The following is a 20419-nucleotide window of genomic DNA, read 5'->3' on the forward strand; positions in this document are numbered from 1 at the left end:
GAAATCGAATGAACGATTTCTTGGACAGTCCTTGGTTATTTATTAGCCTTGTAGATGTTCCGGAGTACGTACAACCAGTACGTCACACTTTGCAGAACGAACGATATTTTCAGAAACACTTCCGATTAAGAAACGTTCGACACGGTTTAAACCTGTAGCCCCACAGATAATTAAATCTGCATTAAGCTTCTTAGCAATATCACGTGGGATCAACGTCTTAGGAGAACCATATTCTACGTGGATTTCCACATTCGCTACGCCGGCTGCAACCGCTTCTGTACGATAGTCAGTTAACAATTCTTCAGCATATTTCTGTGCACGCTCTGCGATGGAACGATCGTACGCTTCAACTGCCGCGTAAGAACGCGTATCAATAATATTGATCAAGTGAAGAGTCGCATCGTTACGATCTGCAATTGCGATCGCTTTCTTAAAAGCCCATTTTGCCTCATCTGAACCATCCACGGCTACGATGATGTCTTTGTAAGTAAGTGCCATTTTACCACTCCATCCTTAAAATTAAAATCTTTCTACAGTATTCTTATTCTCCATAGATTATGAGAGTCCTTCTTTTTTTGTCGAAATGTTTTATCAAAGTTTAGAAAATGAAGATTATATGGAAAAACGTTGAAAAAAAGAGGAAAAACCATTTATTTTCTGATAAGATTAAATAGTTATTAATCGACAAAGAGAAAATGAAAAAAGTAATTAAGAGAAATTACAATTCTAGGAGGATTTTGCATGCGTATAGGTGTTCCAAAAGAGATTAAAAATAATGAAAACCGAGTGGCAATAGCCCCTGCAAGTGTTCTAACTTTAAAAACAGCTGGTCATGAAGTATTAATTGAAAAAGGTGCTGGAATCGGTTCGAGTTTTCAGGATGAAGAATATAAAGAAGCAGGTGCGATCATCGTAGACTCAGCCGCTGAAGTATGGGAAGCGGACATGGTACTGAAAGTTAAAGAACCTGCAGAATCTGAATATCAGTATTTCCGTGAAGGGTTAATTCTATTTACGTATCTTCATTTAGCGCCAGAGTTAAAATTAACACAAGCATTGCTCGACAAAAAAGTAACAGCAATTGCTTATGAAACAGTTCAATTACCGAGTGGCGGATTGCCTCTACTAGCGCCTATGAGTGAAGTAGCAGGCCGTATGGCAACGCAAATCGGTGCACAGTATTTAGAAAAGACAAAAGGCGGCAAAGGGATTTTGCTTGCTGGAGTACCAGGTGTATCACGTGGGAAAATCACCATCATTGGTGGGGGACAAGCAGGTACAAATGCTGCGCGCGTGGCAATCGGAATCGGTGCCCACGTAACCATCTTGGATTTATCGGTTGAGCGTGTACGTCAGCTGGACGAGATCTTCGGAGAGCATATTCAAACATTAGTATCTAATCCATATAACATTGCAAAAGCAGTAAAAGATGCAGACTTGGTAATCGGGTGCGTTCTGATTCCAGGTGCAAAAGCGCCAACTCTCGTAACAGAAGAAATGGTGAAATCTATGAGCCCTGGCTCTGTAGTGATTGATATTGCCATTGACCAAGGTGGAATTTTTGAAACATCTGACCGTGTCACAACACATGATGACCCGACATACACAAAACATGGTGTCATTCATTATGCGGTAGCGAACATGCCGGGAGCAGTTCCACAAACATCCACCATGGCGCTAACGAATGTGACAATTCCTTACGCTCTTCAAATTGCTAACAAAGGTGTCAAAAAAGCATGTGCAGACAACGAAGCGCTGCGCAAAGGAATCAACACACTAGCAGGGCACATTACGTACCAGGCAGTAGCAGAAGCACAAGAACTGGAATACGCATATGTTGAAGATGTACTAGAAACGATCTAAACGAAAGAAAAGACCACTACATAAAGTAGCGGCCCGAGACTGGAGACAAACTTCTAAACTAGAGTCTGTCTTCAGTTTTTTTATCTCATTTTACTCTCCGACAACGATTAAATCCTTAGAAAATTTCGTTAACACCTCGACGCCATATTCCGTCACATACACATCATCTTCAATCCGTACGCCCGTGGTAATTGGGTCATAAATGCCCGGTTCAATTGTAAATACCATACCTTCTTGAAGTGGCATATCATTCGTAGCTGTCAAGGAGGGGAACTCATGAACAGAAATACCAAGGCCATGGCCAATCCGATGCGGGAATAACTCACCATAACCCGCTTCTTCAATAATGGACCGAGCGGCAAGATCCACTTCTCTAGCCAATGTACCTGGACGTACTACGTCAATTGCTGCTTGCTGTGCCTTCTTGACTGTCTCATAAATCTTACGCTTTTCCTCTGTAGGCTCACCGAATGCTATCGTACGCGTGATGTCAGAACAGTATCCTTTATACACGACTCCAAGATCAAATAAGATGAAATCCCCATTTTCAATGCGTTTTTCACCCGGAATACCATGGGGGGAAGCGGTCTTCGTACCGGAAACGATAATGGTATCAAATGACATCTTCTCTGCGCCTTTTTGTTTCACCGCTTGTTCTACAGCTTGGACTATTTCTAGCTCGGTTTTACCTTCCGCGATTTCATTACAACCTACTTCTATTGCATAGTCTGCTAATTCGGCTGCTTTACGCAAGTGCTCAAGTTCCACATCATCTTTGATCAGACGATGGTTGGCTAGTTCATCATCTAACTTCGCAAACTGTAGAGTCGGAAAACGCTCTTGCAAGATTTCGTAACGATCAACTGTTACATGTTCCTTTTCGATTGCGAGTAATGAGAATGTAGAAATCCGTTCAGTGATTGCTTGATCTAAAAATTCGAACGCATTATCTGTATCCTTATATCCGATAGCGTCATACTTCCAACCAATTGCTTTTACATCTGGAACTTCCATAGCAGGGCAAATGACAAATGGATCTGCTTCTTTGAAAACGACTACACCTAGTAACCGCTCATGGGGATCACTACGGAAATTAGTCAGATAAAATATATTGTCTGGATTGGTTATGAGTGCTGCATCAATATCATGTTTCGCTAAGAAATTTTGTACTTTTTGAATGTTCGTCAACATATTACCTCCTCTGTTATGGTTAGTATAACAAAAAAAGAGGGTTTTAAGCTATTTTGCAGAAGGTATAGAATAGAGTAGGTAATTAAAAGAGGAGTGTGATCGTTGTGAAAATCTCATACCATGGTCATTCGATCGTAAAAATTGAGACGAAAGGCAAGACGATTTTAATCGATCCTTTCATTACAGGTAATAAATTAACAGATCTACAGGCGGACGATGAAAAGCCTGATGTGATTTTACTAACACACGGACATAATGACCATGTGGGCGACACGATGGATATTGCTAAAAGAGAAAATATCTTAGTCGTCGCTCCGAATGAATTGGCCGTATACCTTGGATTCCAGGGATTGACTACACATGGAATGAATATTGGTGGAGCAAACGAGTTTGATTTCGGTACCGTGAAATATACACAGGCATTCCATAGTTCATCCTATACAACGGCAGATAATGAAATAATTTATACAGGTATGCCTGCTGGTTTACTCTTGACGATAGAAGATAAAGTTATTTATCATGCAGGAGATACTTCGCTATTTAGTGATATGAAACTGTATGGTGAAGAGGGAATCGATGTGGCGTTCTTACCGATTGGCGATAATTTCACCATGGGTCCTAAAGATGCCGCAAAAGCAGTCGAATTGTTGAAACCCACGTTAACCGTTCCAATCCACTTCAATACATTCCCGCCAATTGAAGTGGATCCTGAAGACTTCAAATCACTCGTACAGAATCATGAAGTGAAAATAATGGAGCCAGGAGAAATCATCGAACTGTAAAATGTAAAATAAATAATTACGGTCTACGGCGCATTGTTCGTGTCGTAGACCGTTTTTTTGTTGAATTTATGGTATGATTATCAAAAAGCCGAAACCTTAAACTGGGTCGAAGAAAAAGGTGAAATCATGTCAACTAAACACGAGCAGATTTTGCGTTATATCGAAAGTTTGGCAGTGGGGGAAAAGATCTCCGTCCGCCAAGTCGCGAAAGTATTGGAAGTCAGTGATGGAACCGCTTACCGTGCGATAAAAGAAGCGGAAAATCAAAAATTAGTAAATACAATTGAACGTGTCGGTACAATCCGAATTGAAAAAAAGAAAAAAGAAAATATTGAACGTCTAACATTCGCAGAAGTCATCAACATTGTAGACGGCGTCGTGCTGGGTGGTCGTGATGGATTACATAAAACATTAACGAAATTTGTTGTAGGCGCCATGCAGCTCGAGGATATGATCCGATATATCGATGCGGGCAGTTTGCTGATCGTAGGAAATCGTTTGAAAGCGCATGAAATTGCGATTAAAGCGGGGGCAGCCGTCCTCGTGACGGGTGGCTTCGATGCGACTGATGAAGTGAAGCAGCTGGCAGACGAAATGAATTTGCCGGTTATTTCAACAAGTTATGACACCTTCACAGTAGCGACTATGCTGAACCGAGCGATTTATGATCAGTTGATTGAAAAAGAGATTTTATTGGTAGAGGATATTTTGACACCACTTGCCAGTACCGTGACATTATCTCCTGAAGATTCCGTCGATCAATTTTACGAAGTGAATCATCAAACATCGCATTCAGCCTACCCTGTTGTAAAATCTGACGGTACATTGGTAGGGATTATTACGTCCCGAGATGTCGTCAGCAATCCCGATGTAGAAACCGTTGGAAAAGTCATGACGCCAGGTCCCATCACGGTAAACGGTAAAGTGAGTGTTGCATCAGCGGGACACAGTATGATCTGGGAAGGCATTGATCTAATGCCTGTCGTGAATGATGCGGGCATTCTAGAAGGAATCATCAGTCGTCAAGATGTTCTAAAAGCACTGCAAATGACTCAACGTCAACCGCAACAAGGGGAAACAATTGACGACATTGTCAAGAATCAAATGAAAGCTATAGCCAATTCGCCTGAAAAAATCGAGTTTTCCGTTGTGCCACAGATGACCAATCAATTTGGTTCATTATCTTACGGGGCGATGCTAACGATCCTGACAGAAGCGGGTAGTCGAACGATTAAGCTTCAAAAACGTGGCGAAAGTGTGCCTGAGAATGTAACGATTTATTTCATCAAACAAGTTCAGCTTGGCGCATCGGTAACAGTGGAACCAAAGATCATTCACTCGAGTCGCCGATTCATCAAACTGGAAATCGAATTGACATCGAACGATGGAATAGTTGCTAAAGCTATGGGGACTTTCCAGCTTTTTGAGAAATAAAAAAAGCTGACGTCAATTGACATCAGCTTGGTTTAGTTTACTTTCTTCCGCAACAAACTGCTTATAATGTTTCTGAGCGTTAAAGTTAAATATAGCAACATATCCACCGAATAAAATGAATATAGCTGACACGATATAGGTGAGTGTGCCATCGAAAATCAGCAATTGATTGATGCCGAAGAAGATCAATAGGGCGCCAAGTGCTGTGCCTGCCAAACTCGCATACATCTTTTTACGGATGGGAAACATATGGCTCGTGCGGAATTGTCGTGTTTTGAAAACAAAATAGAATACGCCGCAAGCGACGATACCAAAAACAAAAATAAAGTTAACCATTTCCATCAAAAAAGCCCCCATTACATACAAAATAACCTGCTACCTTAGCGTTGAGGTTCATTATATATTGTAGCGGCTTTTAATAGGAAATGCGAATACTTGTACAGAAACCTGGGGGAATATAGATGAAACGACAAATCATTGACACAATTGAGAAATACGAAAAAATTATCATTCATCGTCACGTCCGACCTGATCCAGATGCATACGGGTCACAAATGGGGTTGAAAGCACTTATTGAAAAGAACTATCCGAGAAAGCAAGTACTCGCAGCTGGAACGCATGATGAACTGTTAAGTTATTTGGGTGAACCGAACACCGTGACTGAATCAGATTACGAAGGTGCCTTGGTCATCGTTACCGATACAGCGAACACGGATCGTATTGATGGATCATTTTACGACAAAGGTGCATTTTTATTGAAAATCGATCATCACCCGAACGAAGATCCATATGGTGATGAGCGATGGGTAAATACAGACGCGAGTTCTTGCTCGGAAATGATCTATACCATATATGAAGAAGGTCAAGCTTCATACAATTGGGAAATGTCCCCAGAAGCGGCACGTTTCTTATTCGCAGGAATTGTTGGGGATACGGGTCGTTTTATGTTCCCGAGCACGACTGAAAAGACATTTGAAGTAGCTAGCTCGTTAATCAAGCAACCTTTTGATCGAACGAAATTATTCGCAGGTATGTATGAGATGGATCGTAAAATCTTGCATTTGCAAGGATACATCTACCAAAACTTTACGATCGATGAAAATGGTGCGGCTTATATTAAACTAACAAAAGAAATTTTGGAGCAGTTCGATGTAACCGTATCGGAGACGTCTCAACTCGTAGGGTCACTTGGAGAGGTTAAAGGGATTTGTGCGTGGATCATCTTTATTGAAGAGCAGAACCAAATCCGTGTCCGCCTACGTTCAAAAGGTCCTATCATCAATACATTGGCGATGCAGCACAATGGCGGTGGTCATCCACTAGCGTCAGGTGCTTCCGCGTATTCATGGACAGAAGTAGATGAAATCATCGGTAAACTGCAAGAACTTTGCAGAAACTATTAAGCAGAGCTGAGGGATTGAAATGAACCTGATGTATCCGCAAATTGTAACAGGCGCAGATTTATTGCGTGGAATCGTAAAGTTAGATGAACTGGCTCCTCTTTTGCAAAAAAGAGGGGCTTCTTCTGCTGCTATCGTCAATAGTACATTATATGGCGTGCGATCATTTAGTAAAATGCTGAGTAAATACGGCATCCGACCCATAATTGGGTTGTCCGTTATGTTAGAAGTTGAAGATCATGAAGTGCTTGTATACATATATGCACAAAACGAAACAGGCTTCTCCAATCTACTGAAAATGAGCAGTGCTATTTCGACACGTCAAGAAGAAAACTTACCGCTGAATTGGCTCCACGCCTATAGAGAAGGGTGCATCATGATATGTGCCATGACCGATTCATCCTGGGCGAATGCGCGTACTCTACATGTACTGCAGTTACTAACGGAGAATGTTTCCAGCGCTTCAACATTTATTGGAATCAGCCGGCCGGGTGGAGGGGCACATACTGACGAAGCTGCAATCATGCAGTTGAGTGAGAAAAGTCAATTATCCATAGCGGCTTGTCACGAAACACGCTTTCTTCATAAAGAAGACTTTCAAGCTTTTGAAGTCGCAACAGCCATTCGGAAAGGCTATAAATTAAATGATTCAAAAAAACCGCCTAATCGGTATAGACAAGCGTTTTTGCCTGAACTACAAGAACTTACAAATTGGTTCAGAGAGTATCCGGAATGGTTACAGACAACGGAAAACATTATGAATTCCTGTAATGTGACCATCCAGAAAGAAGATTTTTTACTTCCCAAGTTTCCTGTAGTAGAGGGCAAAAAGTCCATTGATTTGCTAGAAGAACAGTGTCGGACCGGATTGCAACAACGCTTTCCAACACTATCGCCAGAGTATGAAGAGCGACTACGCTATGAATTATCGATTATTGAACAAATGGGCTTCACAGATTATTTCTTAATAGTAGAAGACTATGTCCGTTTCGCAAAAACAGAAGGAATTTTGGTAGGTCCAGGACGTGGCTCTTCAGCAGGTTCTTTAGTAGCATTTGCACTTGGTATCACAGAAGTGGATCCCATTATATACGGATTGTTATTTGAGCGCTTCTTGAATCCCGAACGAGTGACCATGCCTGATATAGATATCGATTTCGCGGATCATCGCAGAACGGAAGTTGTCAATTATGTAGCGGAAACATACGGCAAACAATATGTCGCACAGATTATTACATTCGGTACACTTTCAACGAAAGCCGTTGCCCGAAATGTTGCCAGAGTGGTGGATTTCACACCGGAAGAAGTGCGTTTCATGTCCAATGAATTGAATAGTAGACAGTCGTTTAAAGAAACGATCATGCAGTCCAAGAAATTACGTGACTGGATTCAAGTGGAGCCCCGAAGAAAAATATGGCAACAAGCTGCAGAACGTTTAGAAGATTTACCGAGAAATGCGTCAACCCATGCTGCAGGTGTCGTGCTTGCTGCAAAACCACTCGTTCATTATGTCCCACTGCAGATTGGATCCGATGAAGTCTTCCTGACTCAATGGGCGATGAAAGATGTAGAAGAAGTCGGTTTGTTGAAAATGGACTTTCTCGGGTTGCGAAACCTCACACTACTCGATAGAATCCGTGCCATGATTCAATACAACAAAAAGCAGGTCATCGACTTCGGACAGATACCACTCACTGATCAAGCAACATACACACTATTTAAAGCAGGAGATACAACAGGAATCTTCCAATTTGAATCACCTGGTATGCGTCGCGCCCTTCGAACGATACAGCCCGATAACTTTAAAGATATTTACTCAGTCAACGCCTTGTATCGTCCGGGTCCTATGGAGTTTATTCCACTTTATAGTCGTCGGAAAAATGGACAAGAGCCGACCGTATATGACATACCCGAGCTCGAGCCTATTCTAGCTGAAACGTACGGCATAATTATTTATCAAGAACAGATCATGAAAATCGCGGTGAATATTGCGGGCTTCACTATGGCGGAAGCCGATCTTCTAAGACGAGCGATTAGTAAGAAGAATCAGCAAGTATTGGAAGAAGAACGCCAGCACTTTACTGCCGGTGCACGTAAAAAAGGATTCGATCAAGTAAAGGCAAACGACGTGTATAATCTGATCGTTAAATTTGCGGATTACGGATTTCCGAAAAGTCATGCTGTGGCCTATTCACTAATTTCCTATCGACTGGCATTCTTTAAAGCAAATGAACCGACATATTTTTACGCAGCATTTTTATCTTCTTTAACAGGAAGTAAAGAGAAGATGACGGAAGTAATTCGTGAAATGAAGGCAAAAGGTATTCCTATCCTACCTCCGTCAATTACGAAAAGCCGCTATTCACATACAGTCGAAGGACATGCGGTTCGTCTAGGCCTAGGCGCTATAAAAGGGGTTACTTTCGCCTTCTATCAGCAATTGGCTGCAGCGCGTGAGAAGGGGAACTGGTCTTCTATGTTTGACATGGCGATTGCACTCGGGGCTGATTACTTCACAGAAAAAACTGTCATTCCGTTAATTAAAGCAGGCGCGCTTGACGATTTTAATCAGAAGCGTTCCGTACTCCTTGCTTCAATAGATGCCGCTCATTCCCATGCGCTGTTCATAGGCGACGATGCATTAAGCGAACAGTTCCAATTTAATTCGCAACCTAAATATACACCGGGCGGCACAATGGATCAGATGACAAAGCTTGGTTTTGAACATGATACATTAGGGTTTTATTTGTCCGAGCATCCTGTTGAACAATTGAAGCGAAATGCATCCAATCAACTAGCGACCATTACATCTCTAGTTTCTTTACGTCAAGGAACTAAAGTGCACTGTATGGGAATTATTCTGTCGATTAGACGGATTCGTACCAAAAAAGGCGAAGCGATGGCATTTCTTACGTTACAAGATGAGACTGGAGAAATTTCCTGTACTTTGTTTCCGAAACAATACGCACAGATCAGCGTCCACTTAATAGAGGGAGCGTTTGTTCAAATTTCAGGAAGCATAGATTTTCGAAATCAATCTGTTCAACTGATAGTAGAACAGTTGTTGCCGCTCCATCATTCGGGAGAATAAAACATACGAGTATAGACTCTATGGTCAATCATGACGCAATCCACGTCACGATTGACCATACTTCGACTTTTTAGTAAGTGAGCGTTCAGTCGGCAAGAAAATTGACGAAATAAAAACACTTGTAATTTCACGATATTGCTTTACGTGGTGCCGACTTTTTTGTATGCTTGTATGCAGGGTGGTCAGACCACTCTGCTGAAGGTATGAAAAAGGAGTTCTCCTCATGCAAAATTCACAATCATCATCCAAGCGTTTTTTGGATATTATCGGAGAACTACAATCACTGATTAGCGAACAAAAAATCGAATACGGCGATAGGTTACCATCTGAACGTCACCTAGCAGAAAAGCTACAAGTGAGTAGAACCGCAGTACGCGAAGCGTTGCGAAGTATGGAATTGCTAGGCCTCATTGAGACGAGGCGAGGCGAAGGAACGTTCCTATCCGATTTCAAAAAACATCAATTAGTGGAAGTTCTCTCGACGTTTATTATGCAGCAAGCACGGTCAATCCAAGATGTAGTAGATACAAGGATGATCCATGAGCGGGCAGCGATTACAACAGTCACAGAAAATGAAGAATTGCGCATGCTTCCTGTTTGGGAAGGCATGCAAAGTAGGTTGAGAGAAGGAGAGTCAGTGTTTTCACGTGAAGATATGGTGCGCGAAACCATTGTCGCTACTGAAAATCGACTCTCCTTGAAAATTTGGTTTTTACTAAAACAGTATAGCGGTGTTTCTTTTGATATAGCCATTGAGGCTGATGAGGAAATAGCTATAGTGCATGAACTGCTGGATGAGATGATGGCAGGTAATAAGGAAAAAGCCTTAATTTGTTATGAAAACTGGATGGATCAAGTTGAGGGAGAAAGAAGGGAAACGGAATGAGTATCAAAGAATTATTTAAAAAGAAATCAAAAGTAGACCAACATACAATACCTTCTGCCAAAAGTAAAGCAGATGTGCCAGAAGGAATTATGACGAAATGTCCGGAGTGCAAGCATGTGATTTTGACGAAGGACTTGTTGAAGAATGGTAAGGTTTGCCCTTCTTGCCAACATCATTATAAGATGACGGCACAAGAGCGGATCGATCACTTATTTGATGAGGGTAGCTTTGAATCAATGGATGATCATTTGAAAACAGAGAATCCGCTAGATTTCCCTTCTTATACAGAAAAAGTAGAAGCTGATGCAAAAGCAACAGGTTTGAATGAGGCCGTACTGACTGGCGTCGGAAGGATTCAAGATACACAAGTAGCCGTTGCAGTCATGGATGCACATTTTCGAATGGGGTCTATGGGATCAGTAGTTGGCGAAAAAATTACAAGAGCTGTAGAGAAAGCTACGGAATTAGGTATTCCTATGTTGATTTTTTCCGCAAGTGGTGGTGCCCGTATGCAAGAAGGTGTAATTAGTCTGATGCAGATGGCTAAAGTGAGTGTTGCTCTTGAAAGACATGCCAATAAAGGGTTATTGTACATTTCCATCATGACCTATCCAACTACAGGTGGTGTATCCGCGAGTTTTGCCTCAGTTGGTGATATTAATCTAGCAGAGCCAAAAGCTTTGATCGGGTTTGCAGGGCGTCGAGTAATTGAACAAACCGTACGTGAAAAACTGCCTGAAGATTTCCAGACAGCGGAGTTCTTATTGAATCACGGGCAATTGGACGCTGTAGTCCATCGCAACGATATGCCAGAAGAAATGAATAAAATCTTGAAGCTTCACGCACGAAAGGGGGCTGTACTCGTATGAGTAAAACACTTGCATTTGAAGAACCTATCGTAAAACTGCGTGAAAAAATTAATGAACTAGAAGAGTATACCGCAGTCAATGACGTAGATCTTTCATCTGAAATCGTCAATTTGAAAAATCGTCTAGTTAAGTTGGAAACAGATATCTATGAAAGTATGGAGCCTTGGGATCGTGTACAAGTTGCCCGACACCCTGAAAGACCGACGACAATGGATTATATTACTCGTTTGTTCGAAGACTTTATCGAATTTCATGGAGATCGCAACTTTGGAGATGATGAAGCGATAATCGGTGGAATCGCCTCATTTGAGGAAATGCCCATTACAATCATTGGCCATCAGCGTGGAAAAGACACCAAAGAAAATGTTAGAAGAAACTTTGGTATGCCGCATCCCGAAGGATATCGTAAAGCGCTTCGCCTAATGAAGCAAGCGGAAAAGTTCCATCGTCCTATTATTTGTTTCATCGATACAAAAGGTGCATATCCCGGTAAAGCGGCAGAGGAACGAGGACAAAGTGAAGCAATTGCACGTAATCTAGTTGAAATGGCTGGTTTGAAAGTCCCTGTTATCTCCATCGTTATTGGAGAAGGGGGTAGTGGAGGTGCACTGGCTCTCGGTGTAGCAAACCATATCCATATGCTCGAAAACTCTACGTACTCTGTTATTTCCCCGGAAGGTGCAGCGTCTATTTTGTGGAAAGATCCATCACTGGCTAAACAAGCAGCGGAAGCGATGAAAATCACTGCACCCGATTTGAAAGAAATGAATATTATTGATGAAATCATTCCCGAAGTACTTGGCGGAGCACATCGCGATGCAAACAAACAGTCGGTAGAAATCCGTAGCACGCTACGAAGATCCCTGAAAACATTATGCGAATTGACATCAGATGAATTGATTGATAGCCGATATAATAAATTCCGGAGTATTGGCGTCTTTTCGGAATAAAAGATGCGGGCAACCGCGTCTTTTGCTCGTACATACAAGACATGATTAAAGGATGGGATCGACATGAAAAAAATTGCGGTCTTAACAAGTGGTGGCGACGCACCGGGAATGAATGCGGCCATTCGTTCCGTAGTCAGAAAAGCTCTCTTCGAAGGGGTGGAAGTTTCCGGTGTGTTCAATGGGTATCAAGGATTGATTGACGGTAAAATCGAGCAATTCCAGCTTGGTTCAGTCGGAGATATCATTCAGCGTGGCGGAACGATATTGCGATCTGCAAGATGTCCGGAGTTCATGACGGAAGAAGGTCGTGCCAAAGCAATGGAGCAAATCAAGCTTCATGCGATTGAAGGATTGGTCGTCATTGGTGGAGATGGGTCGTTCAAAGGAGCCAATGAACTTGTGAAATTGGGTGTTCCTTGTGCTTGTGTACCTGCTACAATTGATAACGATATTACCGGAACAGAATTTACGATCGGTTTTGATACTGCATTGAATACCGTAGTCCAAGTAATCGATAAAATCCGAGATACTGCAACATCTCATGAACGTTCTTTCATTATTGAAGTAATGGGTCGTGACGCAGGTGATCTGGCGTTATGGGCGGGTCTTGGTGGCGGTGCTGAATCGATTATACTGCCTGAGAAGCCATTTAACATACACGCTATTGTTGAACGCCTAAGGAGCAGTACGAGTCGTGGTAAAAAGCACAGTATTATCGTATTAGCGGAAGGTATGATGTCTGCCACGCAACTGGCAGAACTACTAAAAAAAGAAGCGGGTATTGAAACCCGTGTATCCATTTTAGGACATATGCAGCGAGGCGGCTCGCCATCTGCACGTGATCGGGTAATTGCCAGTCAATACGGTGCAAGAGCTGTTGAAACATTGTTATCCGGAAAGAAAAGTTCTGCTGTTGGTATGAGAAATCATAAAGTGGTAGACTATAACTTAGAGGAAGTCTTTATCAAACGAGAAAAGTTGGATTTGTCATTAGTAGATTTAGCAGAAACATTATCTATTTAATTAGTCAGAGTCGACATGACGCAGAGGAGCGATAAGTAGTGAGAAAGACAAAAATTGTGTGTACAATCGGCCCAGCAAGTGAATCATATGAAGGACTACTAAAGCTGATTGACGCAGGGATGAACGTTGCACGTCTAAACTTCTCCCATGGCACCCAAGAAGAGCATAAAGTACGTATTGAAAGAATCCGCAAAGCAGCAGCAGAAAAAGAAAAAATGGTAGGAATTCTACTTGACACGAAAGGTCCTGAAATTCGGACGCATAAAATGAAAGATGGTCAAATTGAATTGGTGCGTGGACAAGCAGTAGATATTTCGATGCAAGAAGTACTCGGCACTGCAGAAACATTTTCCGTTACCTACGAAAAGTTAATTCATGATGTGGAACGTGGTTCATTTGTCTTACTAGATGATGGATTAATCGAACTTGAAGTAACAGGTAAGGATACGGAAAAAGGTTTGATCCACACCAAAGTGATCAACGCAGGTCCTTTAAAAGATAATAAAGGTGTTAACGTTCCGAATGTTTCCGTTCAATTGCCGGGAATTACGGATAAAGACAAAGAAGATATCTTGTTCGGTATTGAACAAGGCGTCGATTTTATCGCGGCTTCTTTTGTCCGTCGTGCATCTGACGTCATTCAAATCCGTGAACTACTGGAAAATAATAATGGTGGACATATCCATATCGTACCGAAGATTGAAAATCAGGAAGGTGTCGACAATCTCGATGCAATCCTCCAATTATCTGATGGTCTGATGGTTGCTCGTGGAGATCTAGGAGTAGAAATTCCAGCTGAGGAAGTTCCTTTGGTACAAAAAATGATGATTCGTAAATGTAACCAATACGGTAAACCGGTTATTACAGCCACTCAAATGTTGGATTCTATGCAAAGAAACCCACGTCCTACACGCGCGGAAGCAAGCGATGTAGCCAATGCGATTTTGGATGGTTCAGATGCTGTCATGCTTTCGGGTGAGACGGCTGCTGGATTATATCCGGTCGAATCTGTAAAAGTCATGTGCAAGATCGCACTTTCTACTGAAGAATCTATGGACTTCCATTCTGTCGTTTCCACAAGAACGAGAGAAAAAGAAGGAAATCTTACAGAGGCAATTGGACAAGCAGCGTCTTATACAGCACTAAACTTGAATGTAAAAGCGATTTTAGCACCAACTGAAAGTGGTCAAACAGCGACGATGATCGCGAAATATCGTCCAGGTGTTCCAATTATAGCGGTTACACGTTCTGAAGTGGTTTCCAATAAGCTGACGCTAGTTTGGGGAGTGTATCCAATCGTTGGAAAGAAAGCACTGGACATCGACGGGATCCTTCAGGAATCAGTCGAAGAGAGTGTAAAACATCAATATGTAACGCATGGAGATGTAGTCATTATCACAGCGGGGGTACCGGTTGGTGAAGCGGGTACAACGAACTTGATGAAATTACATGTGATCGGTGATTTAATCGGTCGAGGACAAGGCATCGGCAAAAACGTTGCTTTCGGTAAAGCGAAAATCATCAAGAATTCACAAGAAGCATTGACACAAATTAAAGAAGGCGACATTATTGTTACGCATTCTACAGACCGTGATATGTTTGCAGCGCTCGAGCGATGTGCAGGTATCATTACTGAAACGGGCGGTTTGACTAGTCACGCCGCGGTAGTTGGTTTGAGTCTTGGTATACCTGTTATCGTAGGGGTGGAAAATATCACATCTGTTATTAAAAATGGCAGTGACATTACAATGGACGCAGCGAGTGGTGTGATCTACAACGGTCACGCAAAAGTATTGTAAAAACATACAGACCGCTTCTCGTTAAGAGAAAGCGGTCTTTTTTGGAGGTCACTATATGAAATGGTTAGTAGCATTATTTATTATCGTACCGACTACAGAACTGGCTTTATTAATGGTCTCAGGCAAAACGCTCGGTATCATGCCTACGATTTTGATTATTATCATAACAGGAATTGGTGGCGCGTATCTTGCGAAGAAACAAGGGCTTCGTGCATGGCGTGATTTACAGGTCCGTATGGCCAATAGAGAAACTCCTGGTAAAGCATTAGTAGATAGCGTGTGTATTTTACTAGGTGGTTTATTATTACTAATACCTGGTTTCATCACAGACATTATGGGATTAGTATTGTTGTTTAGTGGCCCACGTAAAATACTGTACCCATTTATCGTCAAGTGGATTTACAATAAAATACGTAACGGGCAAATCCGAGTTATGTAAACGTAGGATGTTCCTTAACTTTTAACGCAATAAATAGGAAGAATGGTAAAAACATGATGCCGTATAATCCGAATAAATAAACAGCGCAAGCCGTAATAACAAATGAATGTACAGTGCGTAATTTAAAGGTGTGTGCCCATAATATGGATTCAACCATCTGCCTGCATACAAGTAAAACGATGTACAAAACGACTAAGCCAATAGCCGAATGCATGTCGTCAATATAGAAGGAAAAGGCAATCATCGGTAAAAACACGAGACCTATTCCAAGGAACGGAATACTATCGACTAATGAAATCAAAAATGCTTTAGTTACGAATGACTCGAAATCGAGAAGCCAAAAACCGGCAGCCATTAGAATAAACGTCATGATAAATAGTCGAATTTGAACGGAGAAAAAATGTCCCATCAAACGGCTTGACCTCTCAAAAATCCTGCGTGCTACCTGTCTGAAGTTTTTAGGAAAGTACACTAAAAACCAAAAACGATTGGTAGCACTTTCTCGTAAAGCGAAAAAGTACGCAATAATAAATAAAAATGTGCTGAAAATCTGCTGGAAAGTCTTTTGTAGTAAACTAATGACCCCCTCCATCGCTTCATGACTTAGTTGGATAAATTGTTCTGCGGCCGCGTGTAGGTTCCATCCTTGATTATCCATCATTTCAATAATTACGCCTAATTGATCTTCCATTGTCCAAATGACAGAAATCAATCCATTGATTGATAGGAATAGGAAGGTGTATACTAAAGAGGCAAGCATCCCCATTATGAGTAAAGCAGCTAAAAAAGCCGGCAGTTTTGTAAGGGCTATTAAAGAATTCATAAGCGGAGCGGTGAAGAAAGCGAAAACTATCGCAAATCCAACAGGTGGAATCACGATGAGAGAAATTATGATTAATATAGCCGGTAACCATTGACGGGCATAGGTTTGGAAGCGTTTGGAGTCGATGGATATCATGGGAATTTGTCCATTCCTTTCGGATAATAATAAATAAAAAACATCTTTACCATTCACAAAACCGTTCAAGTTGCTTATAATGGACTTTGTAAGCGTTTTAGATAAAATATAATTAGCAGATGGTCATCGTTTCTGCACTCCGCTTCAGGGAGATGACCAAACTGGGAAGAAGGAGCGAATATCATGACAGCAACAAAAGGTTTGGAAGGTATCGTGGCAGCACAAACTCAAATCAGTTCCATTATCGATGACACTCTTACATACGTAGGATATGGTATCGATGATTTAGCAGAAAATGCTAGTTTCGAAGAAGTAGTTTATCTACTTTGGCATAAACGTTTGCCAAACGAAAAGGAACTAGCTGAATTGAAACAGCAGTTGGAAGATAACGCAGCAATTCCACAAGGGGTTCTTGACCACTTTAAAACGTATCCGATCGACAAAGTGCATCCAATGGCGGCACTTCGTACAGCAATCTCGCTTCTAGGATTATACGATGAAAAAGCGGAAGATATGTCACCTGAAGAAAACTACAATAAAGCAGTTAAGCTTCAAGCTAAAGTTGCAACTGTAGTTACTGCATTCGCACGTATCAGAAAAGGACAAGAGCCAGTAGCACCTAAAAAAGGTTTAAGCTATGCGGCAAACTTCCTTTACATGCTTTCTGGGGAAGAGCCTGCTGATATCGCTGAAGAAGCATTCAATAAAGCACTTGTACTACACGCAGATCATGAATTGAACGCATCGACATTCACAGCGCGCGTATGTGTGGCTACTCTATCTGATATGTATTCTGGCGTTACTGCTGCAATTGGCGCTCTTAAAGGCCCATTACATGGCGGTGCAAACGAAGCGGTTATGAATATGCTAATGGAGATCGGCGATGAAGATAAGGTCGAGTCATATATTCGTGAAAAACTGGCTAATAAAGAAAAAATCATGGGCTTCGGACACCGTGTATACCGTCAAGGTGATCCACGTGCGAAGCACTTACGTGAAATGTCTAAGCGATTGACTGCTCTTCGTGGTGAAGAAAAGTGGTACAATATGTCTGAAAAGATCGAAGCAATTGTCACTGGAGAAAAGAAATTGCCTCCAAATGTTGATTTCTACTCCGCTTCGGTATATCATTCATTAGACATCGATCATGATATTTTCACACCTATTTTTGCTGTTTCACGTTTTTCAGGATGGATTGCACATATCCTGGAGCAATACGAAAACAACCGCTTGATCCGCCCACGTGCAGAGTACGTTGGACCAGGCATGCAAAAGTATGTTCCAATCAATGAACGATAAAAAATAGTAAATTCGTGGGGCGGTATCTCGTATACCGGCCCACTGATTTTGAACTCAGGAGGATATCAATAATGGCTAACGAAGGAAAGATTACAGTAACTAACGGTGTTTTAAACGTCCCAGATCACGCAACGATTCCTTTCATTATAGGTGACGGCACAGGTCCGGATATTTGGCATGCAGCTTCACGTGTTATCGAAGCAGCTGTTGAAAAAGCTTATGACGGAAAAAAGAAGATTAATTGGTTAGAAGTTCTTGCAGGAGAAAAGGCATTCAACGAAACTGGTGACTGGCTTCCACAAGAAACTCTTGACACAATTAAAGAATATCTAATTGCGATTAAAGGACCACTTACTACGCCGATCGGTGGAGGATTCCGTTCATTGAACGTAGCACTACGTCAAGAACTTGATCTATACACTTGCTTGCGTCCGGTTCGTTATTTCCAAGGAGTACCTTCACCCGTGAAACGTCCTGAGGATTGTGACATGGTTATTTTCCGTGAAAACACAGAAGACATCTATGCAGGTATTGAGTACCAAGAAGGTTCTGACGAAGTGAAAAAATTAATTAACTTCCTTCAAACCGAGTTAGGTGTTAAAAATATTCGTTTCCCTGAAACTTCAGGACTTGGTATCAAACCGATTTCTGAAGAAGGCACAAAGCGTCTCGTTCGTTCAGCATTGAACTATACGATTGAAGAAGGTCGTAAATCTTTGACGATTGTACACAAAGGAAACATCATGAAGTTCACAGAAGGCGCATTCGCGAACTGGGCATACGAGTTGGCTGAAGAAGAATTCGGCGACAAAGTATTCACATGGAGAGAATATGACCGTATTAAAGACGCTGAAGGAACAGATGCTGCGAATAAAGCACAATCTGATGCAGAAGCTGCAGGCAAAATCATCGTAAAAGATGCAATTGCGGATATCTTCTTGCAACAAATCCTGACTCGTCCAAAAGAATTTGACGTAGTAGCTACAATGAACTTGAACGGTGACTACGTTTCTGATGCGCTTGCTGCACAAGTAGGCGGAATCGGAATCGCACCGGGAGCGAACATTAACTACGAGTCTGGACATGCGATCTTTGAAGCAACTCACGGAACAGCACCGAAATATGCAGGATTGGATAAAGTTAACCCTTCATCCGTATTGCTATCAGGCGTTATGATGCTTCAACATCTTGGCTGGAACGAAGCGGCTGATCTAATCACGGCTTCTATTGAAAAATCTATCGCATCTAAAGTAGTGACATACGATTTCGCACGTCTAATGGACAATGCGGAAGAAGTAAGCACTTCTGGATTTGCAGACGCACTAATCAAAAACCTATAAGCATGACGAAAGAGGGGGATGAGAATCCCCCTCTTTCTACTATCTTGTTCTGAAAAAGGAGAGTTTTACATGTCATTGAAGCGTAAAAAAGTATCGGTTATCGGATCTGGTTTTACTGGAGCAACAACTGCATTCCTTTTAGCTCAAAAAGAATTATGCGATGTCGTCATCGTGGATATTCCATCAATGGAAAATCCGACGAAAGGCAAAGCATTGGACATGTTGGAAGCTGGTCCGGTTCAGGGGTTTGATGCCAACATCATCGGTACATCCAATTACGAGGATACAAAAGATTCGGATGTAGTGGTCATTACTGCGGGTATTGCGCGTAAACCTGGAATGAGCCGTGACGACTTAGTACAGACAAATCAAAAAGTCATGAAGTCCGTAACAGCTGAAATTGTAAAGTATTCTCCTGATACGAAGATTATCGTTCTGACGAATCCAGTGGATGCCATGACGTATACTGTGTATAAAGAATCCGGATTCCCTAAAGAACGTGTGATTGGTCAGTCGGGTGTACTGGATACAGCTCGTTTTCGAACGTTTGTCGCACAAGAATTGAATCTATCCGTGAAAGATGTAACAGGATTCGTTTTAGGTGGCCATGGAGACGATATGGTGCCTCTAGTGCGTTATTCGACTGCTGGTGGTGTGCCTCTTGAAAACTTGATCTCTGCTGGTCGTCTGGAAGAGATTGTAGAACGTACACGTAAAGGTGGAGCTGAAATCGTCAATCTGTTAGGCAATGGGTCTGCATATTATGCGCCGGCTGCTGCATTGGTTGAAATGACAGAAGCTATTTTGAAAGACCAAAAACGTGTATTACCATCAATTGCGTTTCTAAAAGGCGAATATGGTATGAACGGTATTTATTTAGGTGTTCCGACTGTATTAGGTGCGAACGGTATTGAAAAGATCATAGAACTTGAATTGACTGACGATGAGAAAATGGGGCTTCAAAAGTCCGCTGATTCTGTACGTACAGTCATGAGTGTTCTATCGTAAAATTTTAGGTTGGGGATCGGACAGCTATGTAGCTGTCCGATCTTTTTTCTCGTTAGCTCGATTTTTCTTGGGTGGATTGTTATAATT

At 41.8% G+C, this 20419-nt stretch carries 18 protein-coding genes; 14 read left to right on the forward strand and 4 right to left on the reverse strand.

Translation table 11 applies throughout. From position 1 onward, the window contains the following. Positions 1-42: 42 nt before the first annotated feature. Positions 43-498 (reverse strand): universal stress protein, encoded by a 456-nt coding sequence (locus CSV75_RS01100; RefSeq protein ID WP_099629644.1) that lies wholly within the window; start codon positions 496-498, stop codon positions 43-45. A gap of 243 nt (positions 499-741) precedes the next feature. Here CSV75_RS01100 and ald point away from each other — a divergent pair, with 243 nt between their 5' ends. After that, positions 742-1863 (forward strand): alanine dehydrogenase, encoded by a 1122-nt coding sequence (ald, locus tag CSV75_RS01105; RefSeq protein WP_099674395.1) that lies wholly within the window; start codon positions 742-744, stop codon positions 1861-1863. Between the two features lie 90 nt (positions 1864-1953). Here the strand turns inward: ald and CSV75_RS01110 are convergent, their stop codons facing one another. After that, positions 1954-3051: a M24 family metallopeptidase gene (locus CSV75_RS01110; RefSeq protein WP_099674396.1), complete on the reverse strand. Its 1098-nt coding sequence runs from the start codon at positions 3049-3051 to the stop codon at positions 1954-1956. Positions 3052-3158: 107 nt separating this feature from the next. Between CSV75_RS01110 and CSV75_RS01115 the strand changes: the two genes are divergently transcribed. Further along, positions 3159-3836, forward strand: a complete 678-nt coding sequence (locus tag CSV75_RS01115; RefSeq protein WP_099629646.1) for a metal-dependent hydrolase — start codon at positions 3159-3161, stop codon at positions 3834-3836. Positions 3837-3962: 126 nt separating this feature from the next. Further along, positions 3963-5270, forward strand: coding sequence for a DRTGG domain-containing protein (locus tag CSV75_RS01120; RefSeq protein ID WP_099672642.1), 1308 nt, complete (start codon positions 3963-3965; stop codon positions 5268-5270). A 12-nt stretch (positions 5271-5282) separates the two neighbouring features. On the opposite strand, the gene CSV75_RS01125 is transcribed toward CSV75_RS01120, so the two are convergent. Next, positions 5283-5612 (reverse strand): YtpI family protein, encoded by a 330-nt coding sequence (locus CSV75_RS01125; RefSeq protein WP_099629647.1) that lies wholly within the window; start codon positions 5610-5612, stop codon positions 5283-5285. 119 nt (positions 5613-5731) lie between these two features. Here CSV75_RS01125 and CSV75_RS01130 point away from each other — a divergent pair, with 119 nt between their 5' ends. The 8 genes from CSV75_RS01130 to CSV75_RS01165 all read left to right on the forward strand — a co-directional run bounded on the left by CSV75_RS01130 (position 5732) and on the right by CSV75_RS01165 (position 15727). Further along, positions 5732-6673, forward strand: coding sequence for a DHH family phosphoesterase (locus CSV75_RS01130; protein ID WP_099672499.1), 942 nt, complete (start codon positions 5732-5734; stop codon positions 6671-6673). Between the two features lie 19 nt (positions 6674-6692). Beyond that, entirely contained in the window at positions 6693-9761 is a 3069-nt protein-coding gene (locus tag CSV75_RS01135) for a DNA polymerase III subunit alpha (protein WP_099674397.1), read from the forward strand. A 223-nt stretch (positions 9762-9984) separates the two neighbouring features. Next, on the forward strand, positions 9985-10647 hold the full coding sequence (locus CSV75_RS01140) for a FadR/GntR family transcriptional regulator (protein ID WP_099674398.1): 663 nt from the start codon (positions 9985-9987) through the stop codon (positions 10645-10647). Continuing rightward, positions 10644-11516 (forward strand): acetyl-CoA carboxylase, carboxyltransferase subunit beta, encoded by an 873-nt coding sequence (gene accD / locus CSV75_RS01145; RefSeq protein ID WP_099674399.1) that lies wholly within the window; start codon positions 10644-10646, stop codon positions 11514-11516. The genes CSV75_RS01140 and accD overlap by 4 nt, the downstream gene beginning before the upstream one ends. After that, on the forward strand, positions 11513-12466 hold the full coding sequence (accA, locus tag CSV75_RS01150) for an acetyl-CoA carboxylase carboxyl transferase subunit alpha (protein WP_099674400.1): 954 nt from the start codon (positions 11513-11515) through the stop codon (positions 12464-12466). The genes accD and accA overlap by 4 nt, the downstream gene beginning before the upstream one ends. A 63-nt stretch (positions 12467-12529) precedes the next feature. Further along, on the forward strand, positions 12530-13489 hold the full coding sequence (pfkA, locus tag CSV75_RS01155; RefSeq protein WP_099674401.1) for a 6-phosphofructokinase: 960 nt from the start codon (positions 12530-12532) through the stop codon (positions 13487-13489). Positions 13490-13527: 38 nt separating this feature from the next. Next, on the forward strand, positions 13528-15288 hold the full coding sequence (gene pyk, locus CSV75_RS01160) for a pyruvate kinase (protein ID WP_099674402.1): 1761 nt from the start codon (positions 13528-13530) through the stop codon (positions 15286-15288). Between the two features lie 55 nt (positions 15289-15343). Continuing rightward, positions 15344-15727, forward strand: coding sequence for an FxsA family protein (locus CSV75_RS01165; protein ID WP_099674403.1), 384 nt, complete (start codon positions 15344-15346; stop codon positions 15725-15727). Here the strand turns inward: CSV75_RS01165 and CSV75_RS01170 are convergent. Then, positions 15720-16685, reverse strand: a complete 966-nt coding sequence (locus CSV75_RS01170; RefSeq protein WP_099629656.1) for an AI-2E family transporter — start codon at positions 16683-16685, stop codon at positions 15720-15722. The genes CSV75_RS01165 and CSV75_RS01170 overlap by 8 nt on opposite strands. Positions 16686-16868: 183 nt before the next feature. Here CSV75_RS01170 and citZ point away from each other — a divergent pair, with 183 nt between their 5' ends. From citZ to mdh, 3 genes are all read left to right on the forward strand, one after another. Further along, on the forward strand, positions 16869-17984 hold the full coding sequence (gene citZ / locus CSV75_RS01175; protein ID WP_099629657.1) for a citrate synthase: 1116 nt from the start codon (positions 16869-16871) through the stop codon (positions 17982-17984). A gap of 71 nt (positions 17985-18055) precedes the next feature. Further along, complete coding sequence (gene icd / locus CSV75_RS01180) at positions 18056-19324, forward strand: NADP-dependent isocitrate dehydrogenase (RefSeq protein ID WP_099629658.1); 1269 nt, start codon at positions 18056-18058, stop codon at positions 19322-19324. Positions 19325-19393: 69 nt separating this feature from the next. Further along, positions 19394-20332 carry a malate dehydrogenase gene (gene mdh / locus CSV75_RS01185; RefSeq protein WP_099674404.1) on the forward strand — a complete coding sequence of 313 codons (939 nt, stop codon included), beginning with the start codon at positions 19394-19396 and terminating at the stop codon, positions 20330-20332. Positions 20333-20419 lie beyond the last annotated feature (87 nt).

The sequence above is a fragment of the Sporosarcina sp. P18a genome, from assembly GCF_002743135.1.
Taxonomy (GTDB): domain Bacteria; phylum Bacillota; class Bacilli; order Bacillales_A; family Planococcaceae; genus Sporosarcina.